This window comes from Streptomyces sp. NPDC093149, assembly GCF_044754145.1.
GTDB lineage: Bacteria > Actinomycetota > Actinomycetes > Streptomycetales > Streptomycetaceae > Streptomyces.
The window spans coordinates 567,973-594,185 of sequence record NZ_JBIVON010000005.1 but is presented as its reverse complement, the minus strand read 5'-3'; the positions used below and the strand labels follow the sequence as shown (position 1 = coordinate 594,185).

The following is a 26,213-nucleotide window of genomic DNA, read 5'->3' as shown; positions in this document are numbered from 1 at the left end:
CCATGTGACAGTCTTGCCCGATGTTCGGGTCCGACAGCGCATACGGGGGCTTCCGCGATGACCGGTGACGGGCAGCAGGAAGAGTCGTTCGACGACGTCTCCGCCGTGGGCGGTGCGACGGAGGACGGTGGGCTGTCCTCCCCGCAGGTACCGAGCCAGGCCGGACCCGGGCGAGCCGACGGTGACACCGGGGGCCGCGCCGTCCTGCCCGGTCCGTGGCCGGCGCCCGTCGAGGCCGGTGCCGAGCCCGAGGGCGCGGTGCCGATGCAGCGGGAGGGCCGCAGCAGCACCGCCGGTGCCTCCGGCTCCCCGTCCTCGGACGCCGAATTGATCACGCAGATGCGGGACGGCGACGATCTCGCGTACGAGGAACTGTTCCGGCGGCATTCGGACGCGGTGCGCCGCTACGCGCGCACCTGCTGCCGGGACGCGCACACCGCCGACGACCTGACGGCCGAGGTCTTCGCCCGCACACTGCAGGCGGTACGGAGGGGCAAGGGGCCCGAGGAGGCTGTACGGGCCTACCTCATGACCGCAGTCCGGCACGTCGCAGCCGCCTGGACCAAGACCGCGAAGCGGGAGCAATTGGTCGATGACTTCGCGGTGTTCGCCGCCCAGGCAACCCAGTCGTCCCAGGTGTCGGACGCGGACACGCTCGACCTCGGTGCCGATGTGCTGGCGATGCACGAGGCCGAACAGTCGATGGCGATGCAGGCGTTCCGCAGTCTGCCGGAGCGCTGGCAGGCGGTGCTGTGGCACACCACCGTCGAGGAGGAGTCGCCCAGCGAGGTCGCCCCGTTGTTCGGGCTGACCGCCAATGCCACGGCGGTGCTGGCCAGCCGGGCCCGCGAGGGCCTCAAGCAGGCCTACCTGCAAGCGCATGTGAGCCGGGCGCTCACCTCGGACGGCGACTGCGCGCGGTACGCCGACCGCCTCGGCGCGTATGCCCGAGGCGGGCTCCGAATGCGGGCCGAGCGCGGGTTGCGCGGGCATCTGGACGAGTGCGTGAAGTGTCGGCTCGCCGCGGGCGAACTGGCCCATGTCAACGCCGGGATTCCCGCGCTGCTGCCGGTCGCGGTCATCGGCTGGTTCGCCGCCGGGTACACGCTCAAGGCCGCCGGAATCGTCGCCAGTGGCGCGGGCGCCGGAGCCGCGGCGGCGGCGACCGGCGGAAGCGCGTCCGGAGGCTCGGCAGGTGGTACCGCGGTCTCCGAAGGACTCGGTGCCCCGGCGAAGGCCGGTATCGCGGCGGCGGTTGCCGTGGCCGTGACGGCCGGACTGGCCTGGGCGCTGGTCGGCAACGACCAGCCGAAGCCCGCGGCCGAGCACGCGGCGAAGCCGGCTGTCGCGGCGCCTGCCGCACCGACCCCGGCACCGTCGAGGCCGGCACCACCGTCGAAGCCCGCACCGCCCGCTCCACCTGCGCCCCCCGCGCCGAAGTCGCCTCCCTCGCCGGAGCCCGCCCCCACCTCGAAGCCGACCCCGAATCCCCCCTCGAAGCCGATACCGAAGCCGACATCGAAGCCGGTGCCACCCGCACCACCTGTTCCGACCCCGACGCCCCCCGCGCCGAAGCCCACCTCGAAGCCGAAGCCGACGCCCACCCCGACGGCGACACCCCCTCCGCCGCCTGCGTCGACCGTCTACCGGGTCAGTGAGCTGGGCTACTCGATGCAGGGCGACCACACCGAACCGGAGGTGGTGATCAATGAGAGCGGTTGGGTCTGGCAGCGTTCCGGTCTGTCGATCGGCGGCACGCGGTACGCCCATGGCGTGACCGTCCACGGCAAGTCCTCGGTCACGATCCAGCTGAACCGGCAGTGCACGCGTTACGAGGCCGTGGTCGGGATCGACGACATGACACTGGGGCTGGGCTCGGTGCGCTTCTCCGTCTTCGACGGTGACGGGGCACGGCTGTGGCAGTCCCCCGTGATGAAGGGCAACGACCCGGCCGTGCCCGTCGGAGTGGGTATCGCCGGTCAGGAGAGGATCCGGCTCGTCGTCGAGCGGACGCGGCCGGGGGGCGGCGCGGCACTCGCCGACTGGGCGGACTCGGTCATCAGCTGTCGGTGAGGCGACCGGGCACCGCCCCTGCGGACGGAGCGCCCGGGAGTTCCTCGGTGATACGGGTCGGGCGCGGTCGGACACCTGTCGGTCGTCGCGTACTACCGACAACGACCGGTACGGCCACGGCAAGAACGGCCCCGTCCACCGCTACGGCTGCAGTGTCCGCCTCGCCGGGACGACTCCGCCCGCCACCGCGCGCTGGCGAGGTGCCGCCGTGCCCGTCCAGCAGGTGCCGCGCCGCGAGACGAGGCGGCGGAGCCAGAGTTCCGTGGACGCCAGGTGCGCCAGGCCGTCCAACGGGAGCGGCTCACCCTCCGAGGCGGCACGCAGGGCCTTCCGTACGACGCGGGCCTCGATCAGCCCCGCGTCGGCGAGCAGCGGGGCGTCGAAGAGGGCGATCAGGTCGGGCAGCGCGGCGCGCAGGCCCGTGCGGGCCGTCGCGTTCGAGGTGGCCAGGGAGGGGGTGCCCCAGCCGGAGGGAAGTTCGTGAATGCCCGCGCCGGCGAGCACCCTGCGCAGAATCGCGGCGCGGGCGCCCGGCTGGACCCGGAGCGATTCGGGGAGCGCACGGGCGGCGCGTACGACCTGGTTGTCGAGGAACGGGGCGTGCAGCCGCTGGCTGCGGTTCTCCGCGGCCTGCTCCAGGATCCGGTGGTCCGCGGCGTACCGGGCGAGGGCCGCCCTGGCACGGGCCTCGCCCGGACGCTGGACGGAGGCGGGCCGGATCGCCGCCTCCTGAAGGCGAACCGATACTTCCGCGAGCGCCTCCCCCGTCAGCCAGTGTGCGGCGGGCCCCGGCCGCGACCAGGCGAGGGCGGCGAGCGAGGCGTCGGCGGGGGTGTCGAGGTCGGGGGTGTGGCGGTTCGCGTCCGGCAGCAGGCCGGCCGCCGTCTCCAGGCCCGTGCGGTACGACGTACGGGACAGGCGGCGGGCCGCGCGATAGACGGTCAGCGGTACGAAGAGGGAGTGCGCGGTAGGGCCCTCGGCCTTGGCGAGTGCGGCGACCGGGCGCAGCAGATGGCGTCGGCGCCGGTCCATCAGCAGGTCGGCGAGGCGGGCCGGGTGGGCGTCGAGCACCTGCCGGGCACCGCCGCCGACGAAGTGGTCGGCGCTGCCCGAGGCGAGACGGCGACGATGGCGCTCGGCGGCGACGAGGGACGGGCCGGGTTCATCGGTGAGCGGGCCGCCCCCCAGGTCGGCGTAGGGCAGCGCCTCCTCCCCGGCGGCGACGACGACATGGTGCAGGCGCGGGTTGGCCGCGATGACGCGGGCGCGTTCGAGTTCGTCCTCGTGTCCGCGGGTGGTGAGGTCGTTGAAGGTGACGGCGAGCAGCCGCTCCCCCGCTCCCGTGCCGTGGCCCAGGAGGGTGCCCGGCAGGCCCGGCAGTCCGGCGGCGAGCAGGGCAAGGGTGGCGGAGGCACTGCCTCCGGAGAGGTCGGCGCCGATGCCGGGTACGGGTGCGCCGCGGGCGGCACGTCGTTCGGCGGGACCCATGCCGGGGACCGGGCCCGGGTCCGGCGGCAGGGTTTCGGGGGCATGGCGCGGGGCGGTCAGTCTGGCGCGTACTGCTTCGACCAGTGCGTCACGCACCCCCTCGACGGCGCTGACGGGGTCGATCTGGGGGGCTGCGACGGCGAGGGAGGCCACCGCCTCGTAGCCGGTGATCTCGCGCGATCCCTCGCGGAGGATGAGCGCGTGCCCCGGCGGGATGCGTTTCACTCCGGCGTACGGGGTTCCGTCGCGCAGCGCCTCCGGTGTTTCGGGGCAGGCGAGCAGGGCGGCCAGGTGACCGATGTCCAGCTGGGCCTCGATGAGGTCGGCGAGCGGGAGGGCGGCAGTGGCGTACGCCGTACCGCCGGCCCAGGGGGTGTAGAAGACCGGGCGGGCCCCGGCGAGGTCCCCGATGACGGTGATCCGGCGGCCGACCTGGACGACGACCGTGTAGCTGCCGGGCCAGGAGGTGAGATGGCGCAGGGCCCCGCCGCGGGCGGCGAGGAGGCCGACGCGCAGTTGTTCGTCGGTGGCGCTGCAGCAGCCGAGGACGGCCATGCGGGCGGTGGGCGCGCCCTCCGCTGTCTCGACCGTGCTGATACGGATCTCGTCGGGGCGCCAGTCGCCGACGGCCCAGAGCGGATCCGGGTCGCCCCACAGCAGTTGGGATCCGACGGGGTGCATCGTGCGCCCGTCTTCACTGGCGCCCACCGCGCCGGCCGTGCCGAAGCTCGCGGCGATACTGCTCCACCCCACCAACCAACGCATCGCCGCCTCCACAGGCTGTGGACAAAATGGCGCAGCAGGAAGGCATCGGGAGAACTCCGGTGGTGCGCGGCGCCGTTGCGAACATGCTGCCACGACAAAGGCGCACAGGAGGGGCTACGGACGGCGCACGTCGGAAGGGCATGCGCCCCTGGCAAAGGCCGGACCGGGGCGGGCCCCGGCCGGTGCGGACGCAGCCGCGTCCGACGGCGGCTCGGCAGCGGGTTTCCGGCGGGACATGCGGGACACGGCCCGCGGGAGGCGGGTCATACCCCAACGGGCTTGCGTACCGGGCGCGTTGCCTTCCCCGGACGAGCAGGATCCACCGGCCGAAATCCGGCCACATCCCGCATCACCCACGACCCGATGACGGACGACCGTCGGGGGGTCGACGGGATGTCCGTGAATCGCCGGGCCCAACCTCGGAGGACCGACGACATTCGGCCAATCTTGGAGCGCATCGAACCCGGACGCCAGCGAACTCATCGTATGAGAAGTCCGCTTTCATCCCGCTTCGCTCCACGATCCCCCCGAATCCCTCCCGGAATCCCCCGTCGCCCGCCACCGATCACCATTGGTGCGGCCGACGGCCCCGGCCCCGGCCGTGAACCCTGGCCTCGTACGGCCCCGCACCGGCCCCGTACCGGATTCGACGCACAGTCCGGGAGGTGTCGTTCACCTCCCGGACCGGTCCGCCGCCTGCGGGGAATGAGGCGGCAGTGTCCCCCAGCCCACTGAGTCCAATGCAGTGGGCCGACCCACGCAGCAACCATGGAAGCCCTTCCGAAACAGCCGGACGAGAGCGCACGGCCGGGCGCACGGCCACACGCCAGGAGCACGTGCGGAGCCCGGCGGACGGGGCTGTCACCACGTACGAAGGGCGCCTCCAGGAGCGCGTGGACGGGGCGCGGGGCAGGCACTCGCGCCGGGTCCGCGTCGAGGTCCGGGCGGGGCTCCGGATACGTCCGGGCAGGTTTCCGCGCCGGGACCGGGGCCCTGTGCGCGGCGACCGGAGCGGCACGCCGGCGACGGGCCGGGCGGAGCCTCGGACCCGCTCGCCCCCGCACGGACAACAATCCCGCCATACGGACGTCTGCCCCTTAACGGTAGGGATGCGGCGAACTACGCTGGGTTTACTGAGGTCCTCGGCAGGAGGCATATTCCTCGGGGCTCGGCCATATGCGTGTGCGGTCGGAGTGCCGGGGTTCGTCCCTGGGGAGGACACGGTACGAATGCCGCGCGCCGCAACGGTGACGCGGCGGCCGTCTGTGTGTCGAGGGGTGGCGCATGTCCAGGGAGCAACGCGGACCGAACGAGAAGCTCGGAACCGTTCTCGCCCTCGCGGGAATCAGCAACGCCGGGCTCGCCCGGCGGGTCAACGACCTCGGGGCGCAGCGCGGTCTGACACTTCGGTACGACAAGACCTCGGTGGCCCGGTGGGTCTCCAAGGGCATGGTGCCGCAGGGTGCCGCGCCCCACCTCATCGCGGCGGCGATCGGGGCCAAACTCGGCCGCCCGGTCCCGCTGCACGAGATCGGTCTCGCGGACGCCGATCCGGCCCCGGAGGTCGGGCTGGCCTTTCCGCGGGACGTGGCCGAAGCGGTCCGTTCGGCGACCGAGCTGTACCGGCTGGATCTGGCCGGGCGGCGGGCGGGCGGTGGCGGGATCTGGCAGTCGCTGGCGGGCTCGTTCTCGGTGAGCGCGTACGCGACGCCCGCGTCCCGCTGGCTGATATCCCCCGCCGACCCGTCGGTGGAGCGCGATGCGACGGCCGCCGAGGCAGCCATCCTCGGCACCCAGGGCGCAAGGGGCGCACGCACCGGTGCAGGGGCGCAGAGGGCACCGGGCACGACAGGGAAGAGCACGGAGCCGGAGTCCGATGCACCCGGCGCGTCCGGTACCGCGGGCTCCCGGACCGCTCGGGGACCGCTCGGCACACAGCCGGCACCCGGAGCACCGGAGACACAGACAACTCAAGCGGCTCAAGCGGCTCAAGCGGCTCAAGCGGCTCAAGCGACTCAAGCGGCCCAGAATGCGCTGAATGCGCAGGCGGCTCAGGCCGCGCTGGGAACCCTGGGGGCCATGGGCACGCAGCGGACGCCGTCCATCCCCGCCCAGCCGGGCCCGGAGGCAACACCCGGGTCCGCGCCCACTGCTGCGGCTCCGAGCACACACGCGAACGCGCACGCGACCGCCACCACGTTCACGAGCGACATCTCCCCGCTGCGGGTCGGCCACAGCGATGTCTCCAAGCTGCGCGAGGCCGCCCAGGACGCCCGTCGCTGGGACTCCAAGTACGGCGGCGGGGACTGGCGTTCCTCCATGGTCCCCGAGTGCTTACGGGTCGACGCCGCACCGCTGCTGCTCGGTTCCTACAGCGACGAAGTCGGCCGGGCGCTCTTCGGTGCCGCGGCGGAGCTGACCAGGCTCGCCGGGTGGATGGCCTTCGACACCGGCCAGCAGGAGGCCGCGCAGCGCTACTACATCCAGGCCCTGAGACTCGCGCGGGCCGCGGCCGACGTGCCTCTCGGCGGCTATGTCCTCGCCTCGATGTCGCTGCAGGCGACCTATCGAGGTTTCGCCGACGAGGGGGTCGACCTCGCGCAGGCCGCCGTCGAACGCAACCGGGGGCTCGCCACCGCCCGCACCATGAGCTTCTTCCGCCTGGTGGAGGCCCGCGCGCATGCGAAGGCGAGCGACGCAGCGGCCGCGGGGGCGGCGCTCAAGGCCGCCGAGGGCTGGCTGGAGCGTTCCCGGGGCGGCGATGCGGACCCGTCGTGGCTGGGCTTCTACTCGTACGACAGGTTCGCGGCCGATGCCGCGGAGTGTCACCTCGACCTGAAGGCACCCCGGCAGGTGCGGCGCTTCACCGAGCAGGCCCTGTCCAGGCCGACCGAGGAGTTCGTCCGCTCGCACGGATTGCGGCTCGTCGTGTCCGCGGTGGCCGAGCTGGAGTCGGGGAATCTGGACGCGGCCTGCGCGGCGGGCACCCGGGCGGTGGAGGTGGCGGGTCGCATCTCTTCGGCGCGGACCACGGAGTACGTGCGGGACCTGCTGCACCGGCTCGAACCGTACGGGCACGAGCCGCGCGTCGCCGAGCTGCGTGAGCGGGCCCGGCCCCTGCTGGTGGCGCCCGCGTAGCCGCACCGCGCGGGGCGAGCGCTCGCACGCCCCGCGGCTTCCGCACGGCATCGCCGCGACGCCCCGTCCCGGGGCCGGGCACTCCCCGGCGCCCCGAGGTCGCTGCGCCGCCCGCGTCCCCATGTCGTACGGACGACGTCCGGACGGCATACGGACGGTATCCGGCGGGCCACCGGACGCCGCCCGGCGTAAAGATCCGGCGCCACGCTGGGCTTCGCTGGTTTGAGTACGTTGTCAGTGGGTCAGTGCACTATCGGGGTGGGAGGTGGCGTGGTGATGACGCGCGCGGCGTACGACTGCGATGTGCTGGTGATCGGCGGCGGAATCGTCGGCCTGTCGACGGCTTACGCGATCACGCGCACCGCTCCGGGCACCCGGGTGACGGTACTGGAGAAGGAATGGGGCCCCGCCCGTCACCAGACCGGGCACAACAGCGGAGTGATCCACAGCGGCATCTACTACCGCCCCGGCTCCCTCAAGGCCCGCTACGCGGTGCGTGGCGCCGCCGAGATGGTCGACTTCTGCGCCGAGCACGGCATCGCGCACGCGGTGACCGGCAAGCTGATCGTCGCGACCGAGCGGTCCGAGCTCCCCCGGCTGCACGCGCTGGTCCAGCGCGGCCGGCAGCACGGGCTGCCGGTGCGCGAGCTGGGGCCCGCCCAGATCGCGCAGTACGAACCGCAGGTCCACGGGATCGCCGCGATCCGCGTCGGCACGACCGGGGTGTGCGACTTCGCGGCGGTCGCGGCGCGGTTCGCCGCCGAGGTGAACGCGGCGGGCGGAGTGATCCGTTACGGGGCGGAGGTCACCGCGATCGACCGGCGTCCCTGGGGTGTGGCGGTGCGTACGGCGGACGGTCCGGTGGTGCGGGCCCGGGTGCTGGTCAACTGCGCGGGGCTGCACTGCGACCGGGTGGCGCGGCTCGCGGGCGACGATCCGGGCGTACGGATCGTTCCCTTCCGCGGGGAGTACTACGAGCTGGCGCGGCCGGAGCTGGTGCGCGGCCTGGTCTATCCGGTACCCGATCCGGCGTTCCCGTTCCTCGGCGTGCATCTGACCCGCGGCCACGACGGCGGTGTCCACGTCGGGCCGAACGCGGTGCCGGCGCTGGCCCGTGAGGGATACGACTGGCCCGTCCTGCGCCCCCGTGAGCTGGCGGACACCCTGACCTGGCCCGGCACCTGGCAGATCGCGCGCAGACACTGGCGGTACGGGGCGGGCGAGGTGCGCCGTTCGCTGTCGAAGCGTGCGTTCACGACGGCCGTGCAGCGACTGCTGCCCGAAGTCACGGCGGCCGATCTGCGGCCCGCCCCGGCCGGGGTCAGGGCGCAGGCCGTGCTGCGGGACGGCACGCTGGTCGACGACTTCCTGATCCGCGAGGCCCCGCACACCGTCCACGTGCTGAACGCCCCGTCGCCCGCCGCGACGGCCTCCCTGCCCATCGGGCGGGAGGTGGCACGCAGGGCGCTGCTCCGGGCACAGGGGACGGGATGGAAGCCGCCCGCCGTAGAATCGGGGCATTGTGTCTGAGTCCTTGAATCCCTCCGCGAACCACTCGGCGAGTCCCTCCGCGAGCCCGTCCGCGCATCCTTCCGCCCCGAAGCCCGGCGAGGCCGCGGCCGGAGCGGGCAGCGCCTCGGCCGAGCCGGGCACCGCTTCCTCGGCCCAGCCCGCCGCCGCCCCCGCGGCAGGGATTCCGGACGATCTGCGCGCCGCCTCCTTCGAGCGGCAGCGCAGGCTGCGCCAGGAACCGCGCTTCCCCGGCGGACCGGCCATCGACCCCGCCGGATCGCACCACGAGCGCCGGATCCGCAGCTTCCAGCCACGCCGCAGCCGCGTCACGCCCGGCCAGGAGGACGCCCTGCTGCGGCTCTGGCCGACGTGGGGCCTGGACATCGACGGGCAGCGCGTCCTCGATCTGCCCGAGCTGTTCGACGGGCTCCCGGCCGTGCTGGAGATCGGTTTCGGGATGGGTGAGGCCACTGCACAAATGGCGGCCGACGACCCGGGCACGGGCATTCTCGCCGTCGACGTGCACACCCCCGGCCAGGGCAATCTGCTCGGCCTCGCGGACCGGAACGGCCTGACCAACATCCGGGTCGCCAACGGTGACGCCATCATCCTGCTGCGCGAGATGCTGAAGCCCGACTCGTTGGACGGGCTGCGGGTGTACTTCCCCGACCCGTGGCCCAAGAAGCGCCATCACAAACGACGGCTGATCCAGCCGGAGTTCCTCGACCTGGCGGCCCAGCGGCTGAAGACGGGCGCCGTGATCCACTGCGCGACCGACTGGGAGCCGTACGCCGAGCAGATGCTGGAGGTGCTGACCGCGCACCCCCTCTTCGAGAACACCCAGGCGGACGGCGGCTACGCGCCGCGGCCGGCGTTCCGGCCGCTGACCCGGTTCGAGGGGCAGGGCCTCGACAAGGGCCATGTCGTGCACGACCTGCTCTTCGCCCGCCGCTGACCTCCACCGCCGACACCCACCGCCGACATCCACCGCTGCCGTTCACCGGTGGCGGCACCGGCGTCCGGTGTCGGCTCCCGCCCGGCGGCACCGGACGCCGGGCGGGAGCCGACCGACGACAACGCCGGAGGCGGAGACCCCGGACACCGCGACGCCACTGCCAATCGTGGGCGAGGCCGTTAGGGTCATCAGGTGGTGTCCGACGGGTCTTTCCAACAGCGGCAGTCACAGCCGGCCGTCCCTCTGCTCGAGGAGCAGCGGGTCGGCGAGATCCTGGCTGCCGTACCGGAGCGCAGGCACTGGCGTTACCGGCCCCGCCGCGTCGGCATGGTGTGGCGCAGCAGGACCTTCCGCATCGTGGCCGTGGTCACGGTGCTGGCGCTGTGCGGCCTGGCGATCCTGGCCCTGGTCCGTGACCAGACGGGCACGGAGGGGTTTCTCGTCGGTCTGGGACTCGCCGTGCTGCCCGTCCCGCTCCTGATGGCGGCATTCCGCTGGCTGGACCGGGTCGAGCCGGCACCTTGGCGGAATCTCTTGTTCGCCTTCGCCTGGGGTGCGTTCGCGGCCGCCCTGGTCGCGATCCTCGCGAATTCGTTCGCGACCCACTGGATAGCCACGACCACCGCCGACCCGTCGCACGCCGACACCCTCGGCGCCACGGTCATAGCGCCGGTCGTCGAGGAGAGCGCCAAGGCCGCAGCCGTGCTGCTGATCTTCCTGTTCCGGAAGCGGGAGTTCAACGGGATCGTCGACGGCGTGGTCGTCGCCGGCTTCACCGCGAGCGGCTTCGCCTTCACCGAGAACATCCTCTACCTGGGCAACGCCTTCGGCGAGGACCAGCAGATCGGCACCTCGGGCGTCGTCTCGGTGACGGCCGCGACGTTCTTCGTACGGGCCGTGATGTCGCCCTTCGCGCATCCGCTCTTCACGGTGCTGACCGGAATAGGCTTCGGACTCGCCGCGGCCAGTGCGCGGCGGCGTCGGATCCGCCGCATCGCTCTGCCGCTGTCGGGCCTCGTTCTCGCCATGGGCATGCATGCCTTGTGGAACGGATCGGCGACCGTCGGACCGTACGGCTTCTACGCCGTGTACGGCGTGTTCATGGTCCCGGCCTTCGGCCTGGTGACCTGGCTGGCGATCTGGTCGCGCCAACGGGAGCTCCGTACGCTCTCCGCCGAGCTGCCTGCCTATGCGGCGGCCGGCTGGCTGACGCCCGCCGAGCCGCTCGCCCTCTCCTCGATGCGGGCCCGCGGCATGGCACGCGACGCTGCACGCCGACGACACTCCCTCGCGGCCCGGGGAAACTGGGCGGGCCCGTACGGGCCGGTACACGTGCCGCCACCACCGACGTCGCCGGCCTACGGACCGGGCCCGGGGCACGGACCGGGGCCGGGACACCCGCAGGCACACACGTCGGTGTACGGACCGGGATACGCGCCGGGGTTCGGGACGGGACACGGGCAGGGGTACGGGACGGGGCGTGCTCCGGCGAGCGGATCGTCGGCCCGGGCCGGGGCTCGTGCCAAGGCGCAGGCCAAGGCCCACGGCAAGGCTGCCGCCCGCACCATCGCCGAGTACGAGTCGTTCGCGACGTCACTGGCCTCACTGCGCAGGCAGGCCCGCCGCGGGACCGCGGGCGCGGACTTCGCCGAACGCGAGCTGGAGCTGCTGCACCATCTCTGGCAGCGCAGGGACGTGGCCGCTCCCGCCCTGACGTACGCGGCGCAGGCGACGGGCCGCTTGCGCCTCCACCGGCCGCCACCGGGTCCGTACGCTCACCCGTTCCCGCCGCCGCACACGCCGTACGGCGGCCCCGGCTACAACCCCTATCTGGCCCCGCACCAGCCGCCGCAGCGGCGCCATTAGGGCCACACCCGGCACCGAAGCGTTCGTCCGTCGCACGAAAAGAACGGTGGACGGGCCGACCGCGGCCGGGCGCTGAACCGTCCCGCTCGCGCGAACGCCCCCGCAGCGCCGTGCTCCCGGGGCGTGAACGGGGGACCATGCCCCTGGACGACCGTGTCAGGCGGATGCCTCGGTGAGTTCCGCCAGGTCCTGTTCGGTCAGCCGGAGGTCGGCGACGGCCACCAACGCGGGCAGCTGTTCGACGGTGCGGGCCGAGGCGATCGGCGCGACGACGGTCGGCCGGGACGCGAGCCACGCCAGCGCGACGGTCGCGATCTCCGCGTCGTGCTCCTGGGCGACCTTGTCGAGCGCGGCCAGGACCTTCTGTCCCCGCTCCGACTCCAGGTACTGCCCCGCCCTCTCGGCCCGAGCGCTCTCCACCGAGGCGCCCGGACGGTACTTGCCGGTGAGGAACCCGGAGGCCAGGGCGAAGTACGGGACGGCGGCGAGCCCGGCCCGTGCGGCCGTCTCCTGGAGTTCGCCCTCGTACGTGTCGCGGGAGACCAGGTTGTAGTGCGGCTGCAGGGCCACGTAACGGGCCAGCCCCTCGCGCTCCGAGAAGTCCAGGGACGCCTGGAGCCGCTGGGGGCTGATGTTGGAGGCGGCGATCTCCCGGACCTTGCCCTCCTTCACCAGCTGGTCGAGGGCGGTGATGATCTCCTCGACCGGGACGGTCTCGTCGTCGAAGTGGGTGTAGTAGAGGTCGATGTGGTCGGTGCCGAGCCGACGGAGCGACTCCTCCGCCGCGGCCTTGATGTTCGTGGCGGCGAGCCCCTTGTACGAGGGATGGGCGCCGACCTTCGTCGCGACGACGATCTCCGACCGGTTGGCGCGTGCCGCGAGCCACTTCCCGATGACGGTCTCCGACTCGCCGCCCTCATTGCCCGGGATCCAGGCCGTGTATGCGTCGGCGGTGTCGATGAAGTTGCCGCCCGCCGCGGCGTAGGCGTCCAGCACGGCGAACGACTGCGCCTCGTCGGCCGTCCAGCCGAAGACGTTGCCGCCGAGGGCGAGCGGGAAGACCTGAAGATCGGAAGGGCCCAGCTTACGAAGAGAAGTCATATGTGGATCAACGAATACCTGCGGGCCCGCTATTCCGGCAGCCGACCCTTCAGGCAGGCCCTCGATCCGACCGGCCCGCAGTCCCCACCGGCCCGCAGTCCCCACCTGAACCACCGATCCGCCCAACCACCGATCCGCCCGGCTGCCGCTCCGGCCGGTCCCCAGACCCCCGGCCCGGTCCATTGCTCTGCCTGCGCGTCGTTCCGTCCCCCGCCTCGTTCCGTCCAGCCCGCCCTTCGTGCCGGAGCAACTGTGCCGACACACCGGCAGCCCTGACGTCGGGGGGAGCGTCAGGGGTGCCGGGGTTCAGCGGCCGGCGAACCGGCCCGGGTCATGTGGGCCGCGGGGCGGCCGGCCGATCAGGGGTTGAGGCCCTTGCCGCGCAGCCAGGCCATCGGGTCGATGCCCGTACCGGCCGGGGTGTGGACCTCCAGATGGAGGTGCGGGCCCGTCACGTTGCCGGTCGCGCCGACCCGGCCGATGGTGTCACCGGTCGTGACCTTCTGGCCGACACTGACACCGATCGAGGACTGGTGGCAGAACCACAGCTCCGTACCGTCTTCGAGCTCCAGCACCGTGCGGTAGCCGTACGAACCGGACCAGCCGGCCGACTTGACGGTACCGCTGTGTATGGCCTTGATCGGGGTACCCGTCGGCGCCGCGAAGTCGAGGCCGGTGTGGTAGCCGGAGGACCACATCGAGCCGGCCTCGCCGAAGGTCGAGGTGATCGTGTACGAGGTGGTCGGGATGGCGTAGCTGGCGGCGAGCTTGGCGAGCCGCAGGGCCTCCGCCTTCTTCTTGGCCTCTTCCGCCGCCTTCTTCTTCTCGGCGGCGACCTTGGCCTCGGCCGCGTCCTGCTGCTTCTTGGCCTCGGCGGCGGCCTTCTCCGCGGCCGCCTTCTCCTCGGCGGCCCTGGCCTCGGCGTCGGCGGCGTCCTGCTGCTGCTCGGCCTGCTGGAGGATACGGGCACGGAGCGCCTCGCCGGCGTCCGTCGTGCCCCGCTGGGCCTCGGCGGTGGTGATGCCGGCGGTGGTGAGCGGTGCGGACGCGGCGACGGCCTCGGCCTTGTCGGCTTCGGACTCGCCGGAGAACAGGGAACCCACGCCGGGAAGGGACTTGGCGTCGGGCAGGTTGTCCGCGATGGAATCGGGAAGCGAGATGGAGACCGCCGGCTTGCTCTGCGCGGTGGCCATGCCGCCCGCGCCGACCGCCGCGATGACGCCGACCCCGAGCACGGTGGAGCTACGGGCAAGTCCGTTGCGCTGCTTGGCGACGCGGTGCTTGCCGCGCACGGGGCGGACGGTCTCCTCGGTGGGGTTCCACTCCTCCCGGCTTCGTTCGGGCTCACCGTCGCCGTCGGCGCCGAATCCCCTGCGGAGCTCTGCCGAGTCGCCGGACCCATAGAACTCACCGGTCCCGAACTCACCGGCCCTGAACTCACTGGTGAAGTCGCCGCCCGGCTCGGTGCCGTAGCCGGCGCCGAACGCCGTTCCCGTCCCGGCGGTTGCGTAACCGGCGTCGGAAGCGAAACCGGGGCCGTACCCGAGGCCGTAGTCAGAACCGGAGCCGAAGTCGGCGCCCGGGACGAAGTCGGAGGTGAACCGCGCGGGGGCCTCGGGGGCAGGCTTGTTGGACGCCACTTGGGCGCACTCCTTTCCTTCCTTCTCGCCTACCGGGTTAGCTGACGGGTTCGGAGCAGGAAGGTCTCCTACGGGCGCCTCTGCCTCTCACGAGACACAGGTGTCCGATTCACCCCATGTAGGTGGTTCCCCGGTTCCCTTGCGGAATTCGGCGCTCGCGCACGGTGCCGCCACTGACGACGGCTGGGACGACCGCGCTGCGTTATCGAACGTTAATAGACACCCGGGCCCGATTCCAAGCTGTTCCCACTGATCGTTCCGGTCTTGGCCTGGACTTTACGGGACATAACCGGCTGGAATCGGACGAGTTGAGCACCCCTCAGCTAATACCCAAATTCTGATGTTGCGTCAAATGTTATGCGGAGCGGTGTGCTTCGGTTACGGACGGTGGCATGCCGTGCCCGGGGCTCCGCCCGGTCCGCACCACGCACCCGCCCCACCCGTCACATCGTGTCCAGTCCCACGATCTTCACCGTCCTGCGCCGGTACGGCTGCCCCTCCTCGGGACGTACGACCGCGAGCAGCGCCATGTCGTCGGTCGTCTCGCCGCCCGTGTGCCGCCGCACGTCGTCGGTCAGGGCGGACAGCAGTTCCTCGGGTCCCGGAAAGATCCGCCCGCGCAGCCGCGCCGCCGGATCGTAGAAGACCCCGTCGGCGTTCCGCGCTTCGGAGAGGCCATCGGTGTAGAGGAGCAGGGTCGTCCCCGCCGGCAGATCCCATTCGTCCGCCCGGTCGGGCCACACCCCCAGATCCATCCCGAGCGGCAGCGCGGGCATCGACGGCCCCAGCACGTCCAGCGCCCCGTCCGGATGCAGCAGGATCGGCTCGGGATGGCCGCGGTTGACGATCCGCACCCGCGACAGCCCGGACGGGATCTCGGCCAGTACGGCGGTGGTGAAGCCCTCGACCGCGTCCAGCCCGCCCCGCCCCGTTCCCTCCCGCGCCAGCGCCCGCTCCAGCCGCTGCGCCACGCCCTCCAGTGAACGTTCCTGCTCGGCCGCCTCCCGGAACGCGCCGATGACCACCGCCACCGACTCCACGGCGTCGAGCCCCTTCCCCCGTACGTCCCCGACCACCAGCCGCACCCCGTGCGGGGTGTCCGCCACGGCGAACAGGTCGCCGCCGACGAACTCGTCCGCCTGCGCCGCCACGTACCGCGCCGCCACATGCAGCCCGCCGATCCGGTCGGACGGTTTGGGCAGCACGGCCCGCATGGCGGTCTCCGCGATCACCCGCGCGGAGGCCAGTTGCTCGTTGCCGCGCCGCACGACCCCGTTGATGACGACCGCGAGGACCGACACGGTGACCAGGGTGAGCAGCTCGATCAACGGCACGGCCCGCGGCAACGTGTTGCTGTGCAGTCGCAGCGTGATGATGGCCAGGATCGAGGCGACGGCCGTGAGGATGGTGCTGGACAGCGAGAAGAACGGCGCGGCGATCAGCGGCGCGGCCACGAACAGCGGAATGGCGGTGAAGGTCGGCGGGGTGAGGAAGTCGAACACCAGCCCACCGATGATCATCAGGGCGGGCAGCGCGCGGACGAACCGCCGGGTACGGACACCGTCCCTGGCATGTCTGCCGCGCCGCTTCAGCCGCTTCCACACCTGTGGTCTCCTGCCCGGTACGCGCTCGGCCGCGGACGGTGCCGCGCCCCACCCCCAGGCTCACCGGACCAAGGGCGCGCGGCGACTCCTCATCGGCCAATGGGGGTAGACACGTGGTCCGGCTCACACACCGCCCGTCCTGCCCCTTCACAGGACCGAAGGGCCGACGACCGGTCACCGGGGTCCAGGGACCGGCGGCAACAGGGGAAATGATTCAGGCCCGGCACGCTGCATGCGTGCCGGGCCTGAATCGTCAGTAGCGGGGACAGGATTTGAACCTGCGACCTCTGGGTTATGAGCCCAGCGAGCTACCGAGCTGCTCCACCCCGCGTCGGTGAACACAACTCTACGGCATGTCCGGCGCGCTCATGACCACTCGGCGAATCTCCCGCGCCCCTCCCCTTCGATGCGGCCCCGGAGATCAGTTCGTCTCGGTGATACGGGGAGTGGCCTTCCCGTCGACCGCCGGTGACTTCATCGGGCTCGCGCCGCGCTGCAGCGCATGGAGGATCGCCAGCCCCTGCCCGACCACGCCCGCGGCCATCTCGTTGACACCGTTGGTGCCGTTGAGGACGGTGAGGTCGGCCCCCGACATGCCGCGCGCCGCCGCGTCGGCCAGCGCCGGCAGGTTCTCCACGACGCGGTTGGCCGCGATGAGCTCCTGGTTGCCGTCGCGCAGCGAGGCGGCGCGCGCACTGTTGGCGTCGGCCTGGGCCTGGGCGATGGTCCGTTCGGTGTACGCGTTGCCGTCGGCCTCGAACTTCACCCGGTCCCGGGCCGCTTCCGCGAGGGTGCGCTGCCGGTACGCCTCGGCATCTGCCGGACGCCGGACCTCCGCTTCGAGCCGTTGCGCGGCGAGCGCGGCCTGCCGTTCGGCCAGCGCGGTCTGCTCCTCGATGACCTCGTGCGAGGCCTGTGCCTGGGCGAGCGGTCCGGCCTGCGCGGCGCGGGCGTTGTACTGCTCGGTCTCGGCGAGGAAGCCCGCCCGCTTGATCGCGGTGTCCCGTTCGTACTCCGCCTTGAGCGCGGCGGCCTGCTGCTCGCGCTGACTGGCCTCCTGGTCGGCCTTGGCCTCGGCGATCCGGGCCTGGCTGGCGACCGCGGCGGCGTGCGGGGCGGCGAGGTTCTTGATGTAGCCGGTGGCGTCGTCGATCTCCTGGATCTGGAGGGCGTCCACCACGATGCCGAGCTTCTCCATCTCGCCGTGGCTGCCCGCGATGACCTCCTGCGAGACCCGGTTGCGCTCGCGGATGATCTGCTCCACGGTCAGTCCGCCGACGATGGAACGCAGGTGTCCGGCGAAGATCCGGCCGACGAGTTCCTCCATCTGCTCCTGCTCCGTCAGGAATCGGCGTGCCGCGTTGGCGATGGACACGGCGTCGTCGCCGACCTTGAAGACCGCGACGGCCCGGACGTTGAGGCGGATGCCCTGCTGGGTCACGCAGTCCTCGGTGATCTCCGCCTCGCGCAGCGCCAGGGAGAGCATGCGCGCCTTCTGTTTGACCGGGAGCACGAAACTGCCGTGGCCGGTGACGATCCGGAACTGGGTGTCCAGCGTCTGCCCCTTGGAACCGGATATGAGCATCGCCTCGTTGGGGGCGGGAACATGCCAGAAGAACATCGGAAGACTCCTGCCGTACGTCACTGCTCGACGCGGCTACGCCCTGCTCCTGACTCAGGGCGGCAGCGGCTCCACGATCACGCCCCGCGCCGAGACCGAGTCGACGACGATGACGCGCACGTCCCTGTCGATCGACGTCGTCGACCATGCGGTGTAGGCCTCCGACCCGCCCCGTACGGCCACCAGCACCTCGCCCGGGCCGTCGGGCGGGATCGGCACGGTGACGCGGCCGATCGCCCCGACCGGGCTCCGGGCGGACTCATCCGCCCTGTGCATGCGCCCTCGCGAGCGTCCCTGCGCACGTCTGCTCACGCCGCCGCTCGCGCCGCTCTCCGCGTCGCTGCTCACGCCGTTCACGCCGCTTCTCACGCCGCTTCATGACCACGAGGCGACCCCGCCTCCTGGAGGCCGGAGCCTCCCTCGACGTTTTCAACGTTACTCCGCACCTGCCGCCCGAGGAGGGTCTCGAACAACGACGAGCGAGGGTGAATATGAGGTGATATGACTGATTTACCTTTCAGCCAGTCGACGCGATGACTCGCGGTGATAGGGGAGCCGACCGTGGACAACTACCCCCTGCTCAATCTCTTCTGGACCATGCTCTGGTTCTTCCTCTGGATCATGTGGCTGTTCCTGCTCTTCAAGGTCGTCGCCGACATCTTCCGCAGCGACGACCTCGGCGGCTGGGGCAAGGCGGGCTGGCTGATCGTGGCCCTGCTGCTGCCGTACGTGGGCGTCCTGGTGTACGTGATCGTGCGCGGCAAATCCATGGGCAAGCGGGAGATCAAGGAGGCGCAGGACCGGGAGGCGGCCTTCAAGGCGTACGTACGGGAGGCCGCCGGCACCTCCGAGGCGCACGCACCCAAGGAGGGCAGGCACGTCGACGACCTGGCGAGACTCGCCGAGCTCAAGGACCGGGGCGCCATCACGGACGAGGAGTACCAGCGGGCGAAGACGAAGCTCCTCGTCTGAGAGCCTGTCGGGTGGCCTCCGACCGGACGTCCACGCCCTGGCCACGCTTGCCTCCCGCGTCGTCGTCGGTCGCCGACGCTCCTTCCCCGAGCTCTCAGCCGCGTTCGAGCAGGGGAGACCCCATCCGACTCCCTCCTCCGCCTCGAAATCGCACGCACCGGACCGCATCCGCCATCGGATCCGAGGCCACCCGACAGGCTCCGAGCACGGCCGCCCCGCCCCTGACGCACATGTCTCGCTTGCCCCGGTCCGGCGGACTGGCACGGCCCCCGGACCGCGGGGAGGCTTGAGACATCAGCCCACGGCGGCCGCTCCCGCCCCGGGCCCGGGGTACCCGGGGCACGTGCGTCGCGCACCTCGACGGCCCGACGGGGGTCGGGCGGGGCAGCGGTCCGCATCCAGGTGAGCAGGGAGATGGCCGGACCATGAACGGCACCGCGCTCGACACCCTGGACGCGATGCGGGCCGCGCTGCGCGGACCCGTCATCGCTCCGCGGGACCCGGAGTACCGGACGGCCCGCACGATCTACAACGCCATGATCGACAGACGTCCGGCGGCCGTGGTGCGATGCGGCGACGCGGCGGACGTCATGGCCGCGGTCGATTTCGTCCGGGACGAGGGTCTCGTGGTCGCGGTCCGCGGCGGCGGGCACAGCGGTGCCGGCCTGTGCCTGGTGGACGACGGGGTCACCATCGACCTGTCGCCCATGCGCTGGGCGCACATCGACCCCGGCACGCGAAGGGCCACGGTCGGCGGCGGCGCCACGCTCGGCGACCTCGACCACGCCGCCCACGCCTTCGGCCTGGCCACCCCCACCGGAATCCTGTCGACGACCGGCGTCGCCGGCCTCACGCTGGGCGGTGGCCACGGCCATCTCACCCGCAGATACGGGCTGACGGCCGACAACCTGCTGACCGCGGACGTGGTCCTGGCCGACGGCACCGCGGTGACGGCGAGCCCCACCTCCCATCCCGACCTGTTCTGGGCGCTGCGCGGCGGGGGCGGGAACTTCGGCATCGTCACCTCCTTCACGTTCCGGATGCACCCGGTGGACACCGTGGGCGTCGCCATCACTCTCTGGCCGGTCGACCGGACCCCCGACGTACTGCGCTGGTACCGCGACTTCCTGCCGGGGGTCACCGAGGAGCTGAGCGGCTTCTTCGCCGCGCTCACCGTGCCGCCCGGTCCGCCCTTCCCCGAGGAGATCCACGGCCAGAAGATGTGCGGTGTCGTGTGGTGCTGGACGGGCGCCCCCGACCTCCTCGAAGCCACCCTGAGGCCCGTGGCCGACCCCGGACCGCCCGCATTCCACTTCATGACGCCGATGCCCTACCCCGCCCTGCAGTCCATGTTCGACGAGATGCTCCCCCCAGGCCTGCAGTGGTACTGGCGCGGCAACTTCTTCGACCGGATCACCGACGACGCCATCGCCGTCCACGCCAAGTACACCGAGAACCTCCCCACCGGCCTGTCGACCACGCACCTCTACCCGGTGGACGGCGCCGCGCACCGGCCGGGACCCGACGACACGGCCTGGGCCTACCGGGACGCGGTCTGGTCCGGCGTCATCGCGGGCATCGACCCGGACCCGGACAACGCCGAGACACTCAGGCAGTGGTGCGTGGACTACTGGGAGGAGCTCCACCCCCACTCGATGGGCGGTACGTACGTGAACTTCATCGGCGCGGGCGAGGCCCCCGACCGGGTGCGCGCCACCTACCGGGACCACTACGACCGCCTGGCGGCCGTCAAGCGCACCTACGACCCGTACAACTTCTTCCACGCCAACCAGAACATCGAGCCGGCGGCCTGACGCGCCCGTCTCCCCCGGCCCGCGTGCCGGGAACCGGGGGCCGCCTATCGGGCACAGCCGTCAGCCCCGCGTGGCCGCCGCAGCCCCGCTCATCCTCTCCGCGACACGGACAGCCGGTCGCGCACCATCGGCCCCGTCGGCCCGGTCGGCGGAATCTCCGACATGAACGGCGAACGCGACCAGCCTTCCCTGCCCCGAACGGGCGTACGAAATGGACCAGGCGCTCGATTCGCCCCCGTACGAACGCGCGGGCGCAACCCATCCGGTCCTGCCGCCGATCAGCGCGCCCGGCGCACCACCACGCTCGTCCACCGCACCGGATGCCGATGTCCTCAGGGCCGACTGCAACTGCTCGGCCGTCCTGCGCCCGATGACCCGGTCTGCATGTGCGCCGACGGCACGCCGCGGCTCCTCCACACGCCCGTCGGCACGGACCACCTTCGAGACCAGTCGGGGATCGACGCGCTTCCCGCCGTTGGCGATCACGGCCATGACCCTGGCCATCTGGACCGGCGTGGCGGTGACACCACCTCGCCCGGTGCCGATGAGCGCCGCGTCCCTCGCGCTCACGTCCCCCTCGGGACAGTCGCTCCTCCCCACCCGTACGGGGACGAGCAGCGCGTCGTCGTCGAAGCCGAAGGCCTTCGCCGTCGACACGAGACGGGGCTGCCCCACCTCGACGGCCATGGCCATGAAGACATTGCGGCACGAGTACCGCAGAGCGGTCCGGATGGAGGCATTCCGGCAACGGGCGGGGTCGCTCGGCAGCTCCGTGCCGCTGCCGGGCAGGGCGTACGGGAGCGGACTGCGGGTGCTCTCGTCCACCGACGCGTACACGCCCCGCTCAAGAGCGGCGGCAGCCACGACGACCTCGAACGTCTCGTCCGGCGCCACGGCCTCGCGAAGTGCCCGGTTGAGCAACGGCTTGCCCTGATCGCCCGTCAGCCGCCGCCACGCCTCGGCGTCCGCCGTGGTGTTGCCTGCGAACGACGACGGATCGTACGAGGGCGCACTCACCAGAGCCAGAAGGTTCCCGTTCTCGGCGTCCATGGCGACAGCGGCACCCTTGTGGCCGCGCAGCCCGTCGTCGGCCGCCCTCTGCACATCCGGATCGATCGTGGTCATCACATCGCCGACACCCGACTTCCCGTCACTCGGACGGCCCGTCAGCACACCGTCGTACACCCCCTCCAGGCCCATGTGCGAGAACGCCATGGACCGGTACCCCGTGACGGCCGAGTACAGCTCACCGTCCACGTATGTGCGCCGATACGGGACCTTCGCGTTCCCGGACGGCTTCGACCCGGTGACGGCCCGTCCGCCGACGAAGATGTCGCCCAGCCCTTCGCGCCCCGTACCCGTCGTCGACGACGGCGAGGGCTTCCCTCCGCCGGATCCCCCCGGAGGACCGGGTTCCGTCCCGGCCGAGCAGCCCCAGACAGGAACGACGAGCAGGGCGAGAAGGGCGGCGCGGGCGGCAAGGCGGCTGCTTGGCGAGGACATGATGATCACCGCCTCAGCCTAGAGAGAGCACCGGCCGACCGGGCCGAAACGCGCACTCCCCGTGAGCGGCGCGGCACGCACAGGGGTGTCGTTCCGTCTACGTCGCTGTAGACGGTCTACGTTACGTGGACGCGAAGGCGCGGACGCGCGTCGAGATGCCGGCGCACAGGCGCGACCGGAGTGCGAACAGGGCACCCGAGGCCGCTGACCGCCGCCCTACAACAACCGGCCGCCCACCGCCCGAGCGGTGCAGCGCCGGACGGTCGACCAGGAGTGCGCTTTGGGACAGCCGGAATTCCTCACCGCGGTGGATGCCACCCGTGAGCGCCCGCATGTGATGAAGAAGCTCCCCGAGGTCACCCTGGCCTTCTGGATCATGAAGATCGCCGCCACCACCCTCGGCGAGACGGCCGGCGATCTCTTCTCCCAGACGCTGCGACTGGGCTACTTCCTCACCACGATCGCGTTGTTCCTGGTCTTCGTGGTGACGCTGGTGGTGCAGCTGCGGTCCAGGCGCTACAACCCGTTCTTCTACTGGACCGTCATCCTGTCCACGAGCATGGCCGGCACCACCATGTCGGACTTCATGAACCGCGACGCGGGCGCCGAATACCTCACGGCGGGCACGACCTCGCTGGGATGGGGCCCCCAGGGCCTGGGCCTGGGATACCCCGCGGGCGCCGCGATTCTCGTCTCCCTGCTGATCGCCGTCTTCATCGCCTGGAAACTCACCGGGCAGACCTTCGCCATCCGCGACATCGTCACCTTCCGCGGCGAGGCCCTCTTCTGGTCCGCGATCCTGGTGTCGAACACCCTGGGCACCTCCATGGGCGACTTCCTCTCCGACAGCTCCGGCCTCGGCTACGCCGGCGGCGCCCTGCTCGTCACAGCGCTCCTGGCCGTACTCGCCGTCCTGACGCGGGTGCCGGCCGTCCCCGATGTCGCACTGTTCTGGATCGCCTTCGTCCTCACCCGCCCCCTGGGGGCCACCGCCGGCGACTTCCTCACCAAGCCGGCCGCCAAGGGCGGCCTGGACCTCGGCACTCCGGGTTCCTCGGCGGTACTCCTGGTGACCCTCCTCGGCCTCATGGCCCACGCCCATCTGCGGGAGCGCAGGAAGGCCGCCCCACCCGGCGGGCACCACGCCCAGCTGTCGTAAGAACACCGCGCTCACCGCCCGGCCCTCCGTTCATCTCCTGTCGCCGTTCCGTGAGGGCCACTCCTGGGAAAATGCCGACGCCAATGGCCTTGATCCGAGCCCGGCACCACCGGTGTCGGCGGCCTTGACCCCTGCCCGGCACCACCGGTGGCGGCGGCCTTGATCCCTGCCCGGCACCACCGGTGGCGGCGGCCTTCATGCCGGGTTGCCGCACTGGGTAGCCTCCACACGGGGGTGCAGTGAGCGACCGCGAAGACTGGTACGACGACAGTGAGTACGAGGCATCGGCCGCGGCCGGCGAGCGTCGTGCAGCCACTGTTCTGCGGGGCATCTTCACCGCGGTGGTGCTGGGTGCTGCGGCTTTGACCACGGCAGCGGTCGTTCTGATGGCCTGGATATTTCTGGCTGCGCTGGAGAGGGGCTGAGCCCGTCCCCGCCCATCGTCTCCGTGACGTCCTGAGCCGTGGCGCGGTCGTTCACACTCGACCGGGCACCGGCCGGCTCATGATCTCCGAACCGTCAGGTACGAAACCAGCCCCAGATCAAAAACGCTCTGACCTGGGGCTGAGACGTAGGCCGTGTGGGACTCGAACCCACAACCAACGGATTAAAAGTCCGCTGCTCTGCCAATTGAGCTAACGGCCCTCGGCACATCACCCCTGAGCATAGCCCGCCGGGGCCCGGCCGCCGATCGGGTATCGGTTGTCGGGCCCCGTCGCGAGGGGAATCAGGGTGGAACGAGCGGTGACGGGCACGGCGATCCGCGCCGGGATCACGGGGTGCGGGCGGGGACCTCCGGTGTGGTCGCGCGGTGGTGATCCGGGTTGAGGAACCAGTGGCGGGCCGAGGCCAGCCACCATGTCGCGGCGAAGCCCAGAACCACCAGGACGGCGATCGGGGCGTAGTTGAACGTCTCCCAGGTGACCGGCGAGACCTGCGGCAGCATGAAGAGCACCGTGATGATCACGACCCAGGTCACCGCGACGACACCGATCGGGCGGGACCAGCGGCCCAGGTGCCAGGGCCCCGGGGTGAAGTCGTCGCCCCGGAGCAGCCGGAGCAGGGTCGGGATCACATAGGCGATGTACAGGCCGATCACGGCGATCGAGGTCACCGCCGCGTACGCCGTGACGTTGATCAGATACGGGAGGCCCAGGGCCAGGGCACCGAGGGCGGCGAGCCAGACCGCGGCGACGGGGGTGCGGGTACGGGGGCTGACCGTGTGCCAGACACGGGAGAAGGGCAGGGCCCCGTCCCGCGAGAAGGCGTAGATCATGCGGCTGTTCGCGGTGACGGACGCCATGCCGCAGAAGAGCTGGGCGCCGATCACGATGAGCAGCAGGAGCTTGCCGGTGGTGGCGCCGAGGGCGTCCAGGAGGATCTGGGCCGGCGGGGCGCCGGTCGGGGAGCCCAACGCCCCGTCGTACGACTGGATGGCGAACGTGAAGCCGAGGAGCAGGGCGAAGCCGGCGATCCAGGAGGTCCAGATCGACCGGACGATGCCGCGCGGGCCCGCCGTGGCCGCGTCGCGGGTCTCCTCCGTCATGTGCGCGGACGCGTCGTAGCCGGTGAACGTGTACTGGGCCATCAGCAGGCCGATCATCACGACGTAGAAGCCGCTGCCCCACCCGGTGTTGTTCACGAACTCGGTGAACACGAACGACGCCGACTGGTGCGAGTCCGGTACGAACGTCAGGGCGCCGACGATGACCGCGACGCCGACGACGTGCCACCACACGCTCACGCTGTTCAGGATCGCGACGATCCCCACACCGAAGGTGTTGAGCAGGCCGTGCAGCAGCAGGATCGCGGCGAAGAGCAGGATCGTACGGGTGGGAGTGACCACGAAGCCGAACTGGAGGTTCAGGTACGCGCCCAGGAAGGACGCTGCCCCGAAGTCGATCCCGGCCGTGACGGCCACCTGACCGAGGACGTTGAACCAGCCCGTGAACCAGGCCCAGGCCGCCGCCGAGCGCGGCGGGGCCAGCCGGTGGGCCCAGAAGTAGAGACCGGCGGAGGTCGGGTACGCCGAACAGATCTCGGCCATCGCCAGGCCGACGAAGAGCGTCATCAGGCCGACGCCCACCCAACCCCAGGTGATGACCGCCGGGCCGCCCGTGTTCATGCCGAAGAGATACAGCGTGAGGCAGCCGGAGAGCACCGAGATGATCGTGAACGAGACGGCGTAGTTGGAGAACGCCGACATGCGCCGGGCCAGCGTCTGCGTGTACCCGAGCTGCGCGAGACGCTCCTCGTCGGAGACGCCCGTGGGCGGTCTGTCCTCGCCGGTGTCTGTTGTCATGCCCCCAGCGATGCCCCCGCTGCGGAGAACACATGCGGTCGCCGTGGTCACGACTGGGAAAACACCACCGGGGAGACCTGCCCCGCGACACACCGCACCGCAACAGGAGGGGCGCGACCCGCAGGCCGCGCCCTTCCCGAGCCTTCCCGAACCGGCCCCGAGCCTTCCCGAGCCGACCGGAGCCTCAGCCCCGGGAGACCGCCGTCGACCGAGATCTTTCCGCTGGTGGTGTACGTGCCGTCCCCCTCTGCGGCCCTGGCGGTCAGCGTTGTGAGGAAAGCGGAAAGAAAAGCGGGCCCGCTCGTGAAGAGCGGGCCCGCTTTCCTGAGAACCTCAGCAGACCTTCAGCAGGTCCGCTTCACGGCTTTCAGCCGTTGCGCTTCCAGCGCGGCTTGTCGTCGCGGCGCCCGAAGGAACCGGTGCCGGTGCCGGAGCCGCGGTGGTCGTCACGACGGCCGGTCGGCCGGTCGCTGCCGCCGGAACGGAAACCGCCCGAGGGACGGTCGTCACGACGGTCGCGGTTGAACGGCCGGTCGCTGCCGCCGGAACGGAAGCCACCGGAGGGACGGTCGTCACGGCGGTCGCGGCTGAACGACGGACGGTCGTTGTCACGGCGGTCGAAGGAACGGCCACCGCGGTCGTCACGACGGTCGTTGGAGCGGAAGCCGCCCGACGGACGGTCGTCACGGCGGTCGCGGCT

At 71.7% G+C, this 26,213-nt stretch carries 17 protein-coding genes, 2 tRNA genes, 1 pseudogene and 1 riboswitch; of the genes and pseudogenes, 9 read left to right on the top strand and 11 right to left on the bottom strand.

The genetic code is table 11. The features are described 5' to 3' along the window. Positions 1-57: 57 nt before the first annotated feature. Positions 58-2,073 (top strand): sigma-70 family RNA polymerase sigma factor, encoded by a 2,016-nt coding sequence (locus tag ACIQCZ_RS19200; RefSeq protein ID WP_402283528.1) that lies wholly within the window; start codon positions 58-60, stop codon positions 2,071-2,073. Positions 2,074-2,214: 141 nt separating this feature from the next. Here the strand turns inward: ACIQCZ_RS19200 and ACIQCZ_RS19195 are convergent, their stop codons facing one another. Further along, complete coding sequence (locus ACIQCZ_RS19195; protein WP_402283526.1) at positions 2,215-4,326, bottom strand: asparagine synthase-related protein; 2,112 nt, start codon at positions 4,324-4,326, stop codon at positions 2,215-2,217. Between the two features lie 1,284 nt (positions 4,327-5,610). On the opposite strand from ACIQCZ_RS19195, the gene ACIQCZ_RS19190 reads away from it, so the two are divergent. The 4 genes from ACIQCZ_RS19190 (at position 5,611) to ACIQCZ_RS19175 (ending at position 11,797) form a co-directional block, all read left to right on the top strand. Beyond that, on the top strand, positions 5,611-7,464 hold the full coding sequence (locus tag ACIQCZ_RS19190) for a sporulation protein (protein ID WP_402283525.1): 1,854 nt from the start codon (positions 5,611-5,613) through the stop codon (positions 7,462-7,464). Between the two features lie 273 nt (positions 7,465-7,737). Further along, positions 7,738-8,994, top strand: a complete 1,257-nt coding sequence (gene lhgO / locus ACIQCZ_RS19185) for an L-2-hydroxyglutarate oxidase (RefSeq protein WP_402283582.1) — start codon at positions 7,738-7,740, stop codon at positions 8,992-8,994. Beyond that, positions 8,987-9,931, top strand: coding sequence for a tRNA (guanosine(46)-N7)-methyltransferase TrmB (trmB, locus tag ACIQCZ_RS19180; protein ID WP_402283523.1), 945 nt, complete (start codon positions 8,987-8,989; stop codon positions 9,929-9,931). Before lhgO ends, trmB begins: the two co-directional genes overlap by 8 nt. A 195-nt stretch (positions 9,932-10,126) precedes the next feature. Then, positions 10,127-11,797: a PrsW family intramembrane metalloprotease gene (locus ACIQCZ_RS19175; RefSeq protein WP_402283580.1), complete on the top strand. Its 1,671-nt coding sequence runs from the start codon at positions 10,127-10,129 to the stop codon at positions 11,795-11,797. A gap of 156 nt (positions 11,798-11,953) precedes the next feature. Here ACIQCZ_RS19175 and ACIQCZ_RS19170 read toward each other — a convergent pair whose 3' ends face one another. The 6 genes from ACIQCZ_RS19170 to ACIQCZ_RS19145 form a co-directional block, all read right to left on the bottom strand. Further along, positions 11,954-12,898 (bottom strand): aldo/keto reductase, encoded by a 945-nt coding sequence (locus ACIQCZ_RS19170; protein WP_402283521.1) that lies wholly within the window; start codon positions 12,896-12,898, stop codon positions 11,954-11,956. A gap of 359 nt (positions 12,899-13,257) precedes the next feature. After that, positions 13,258-14,538, bottom strand: a complete 1,281-nt coding sequence (locus ACIQCZ_RS19165) for a M23 family metallopeptidase (RefSeq protein ID WP_402283519.1) — start codon at positions 14,536-14,538, stop codon at positions 13,258-13,260. An 11-nt stretch (positions 14,539-14,549) separates the two neighbouring features. After that, positions 14,550-14,702: riboswitch (cyclic di-AMP (ydaO/yuaA leader) on the bottom strand. Between the two features lie 279 nt (positions 14,703-14,981). Continuing rightward, a complete protein-coding gene (locus ACIQCZ_RS19160) occupies positions 14,982-16,142 on the bottom strand; it encodes a PP2C family protein-serine/threonine phosphatase (protein ID WP_402283517.1) in 1,161 nt (386 codons plus the stop codon). A 257-nt stretch (positions 16,143-16,399) separates the two neighbouring features. Beyond that, positions 16,400-16,473 (bottom strand) — tRNA-Met (locus ACIQCZ_RS19155). Positions 16,474-16,563: 90 nt separating this feature from the next. Beyond that, on the bottom strand, positions 16,564-17,763 hold the full coding sequence (locus tag ACIQCZ_RS19150) for an SPFH domain-containing protein (RefSeq protein WP_376219276.1): 1,200 nt from the start codon (positions 17,761-17,763) through the stop codon (positions 16,564-16,566). Between the two features lie 54 nt (positions 17,764-17,817). After that, positions 17,818-18,039, bottom strand: a complete 222-nt coding sequence (locus tag ACIQCZ_RS19145) for a hypothetical protein (RefSeq protein ID WP_376219274.1) — start codon at positions 18,037-18,039, stop codon at positions 17,818-17,820. A 285-nt stretch (positions 18,040-18,324) separates the two neighbouring features. Between ACIQCZ_RS19145 and ACIQCZ_RS19140 the strand changes: the two genes are divergently transcribed. Continuing rightward, positions 18,325-18,735 (top strand): SHOCT domain-containing protein, encoded by a 411-nt coding sequence (locus ACIQCZ_RS19140; protein WP_402283516.1) that lies wholly within the window; start codon positions 18,325-18,327, stop codon positions 18,733-18,735. Positions 18,736-19,160: 425 nt separating this feature from the next. Continuing rightward, complete coding sequence (locus tag ACIQCZ_RS19135) at positions 19,161-20,549, top strand: FAD-binding oxidoreductase (RefSeq protein WP_402283515.1); 1,389 nt, start codon at positions 19,161-19,163, stop codon at positions 20,547-20,549. 60 nt (positions 20,550-20,609) lie between these two features. On the opposite strand, the gene ACIQCZ_RS19130 is transcribed toward ACIQCZ_RS19135, so the two are convergent. Continuing rightward, positions 20,610-22,052 carry a penicillin-binding transpeptidase domain-containing protein gene (locus ACIQCZ_RS19130; protein WP_402283579.1) on the bottom strand — a complete coding sequence of 481 codons (1,443 nt, stop codon included), beginning with the start codon at positions 22,050-22,052 and terminating at the stop codon, positions 20,610-20,612. A 280-nt stretch (positions 22,053-22,332) separates the two neighbouring features. Between ACIQCZ_RS19130 and ACIQCZ_RS19125 the strand changes: the two genes are divergently transcribed. After that, positions 22,333-23,211: a hypothetical protein gene (locus ACIQCZ_RS19125; protein ID WP_402283514.1), complete on the top strand. Its 879-nt coding sequence runs from the start codon at positions 22,333-22,335 to the stop codon at positions 23,209-23,211. 239 nt (positions 23,212-23,450) lie between these two features. Further along, entirely contained in the window at positions 23,451-23,636 is a 186-nt protein-coding gene (locus tag ACIQCZ_RS19120) for a hypothetical protein (RefSeq protein WP_402283513.1), read from the top strand. 147 nt (positions 23,637-23,783) lie between these two features. Here ACIQCZ_RS19120 and ACIQCZ_RS19115 read toward each other — a convergent pair. The 3 genes and pseudogenes from ACIQCZ_RS19115 to ACIQCZ_RS19105 all read right to left on the bottom strand — a co-directional run. After that, positions 23,784-23,856: transfer RNA gene (locus ACIQCZ_RS19115), tRNA-Lys, on the bottom strand. A gap of 127 nt (positions 23,857-23,983) precedes the next feature. Then, positions 23,984-25,513 carry an amino acid permease gene (locus tag ACIQCZ_RS19110; RefSeq protein ID WP_402283512.1) on the bottom strand — a complete coding sequence of 510 codons (1,530 nt, stop codon included), beginning with the start codon at positions 25,511-25,513 and terminating at the stop codon, positions 23,984-23,986. A gap of 367 nt (positions 25,514-25,880) precedes the next feature. After that, positions 25,881-26,213: pseudogene (locus ACIQCZ_RS19105) on the bottom strand (RNA helicase); the annotation flags it as partial.

Excerpts from the sequence above, each read along its gene's own strand:
- ACIQCZ_RS19135 (WP_402283515.1), top strand. The coding sequence starts at position 19,161 with ATGAACGGCACCGCGCTCGACACCCTGGACGCGATGCGGGCCGCGCTG.
- ACIQCZ_RS19195 (WP_402283526.1), bottom strand. The coding sequence starts at position 4,326 with ATGCGTTGGTTGGTGGGGTGGAGCAGTATCGCCGCGAGCTTCGGCACG.
- ACIQCZ_RS19170 (WP_402283521.1), bottom strand. The coding sequence starts at position 12,898 with ATGACTTCTCTTCGTAAGCTGGGCCCTTCCGATCTTCAGGTCTTCCCG.
- ACIQCZ_RS19145 (WP_376219274.1), bottom strand. The coding sequence starts at position 18,039 with ATGCACAGGGCGGATGAGTCCGCCCGGAGCCCGGTCGGGGCGATCGGC.
- ACIQCZ_RS19200 (WP_402283528.1), top strand. The coding sequence starts at position 58 with ATGACCGGTGACGGGCAGCAGGAAGAGTCGTTCGACGACGTCTCCGCC.
- ACIQCZ_RS19190 (WP_402283525.1), top strand. The coding sequence starts at position 5,611 with ATGTCCAGGGAGCAACGCGGACCGAACGAGAAGCTCGGAACCGTTCTC.
- ACIQCZ_RS19110 (WP_402283512.1), bottom strand. The coding sequence starts at position 25,513 with ATGACAACAGACACCGGCGAGGACAGACCGCCCACGGGCGTCTCCGAC.
- ACIQCZ_RS19150 (WP_376219276.1), bottom strand. The coding sequence starts at position 17,763 with ATGTTCTTCTGGCATGTTCCCGCCCCCAACGAGGCGATGCTCATATCC.
- ACIQCZ_RS19130 (WP_402283579.1), bottom strand. The coding sequence starts at position 22,052 with ATGTCCTCGCCAAGCAGCCGCCTTGCCGCCCGCGCCGCCCTTCTCGCC.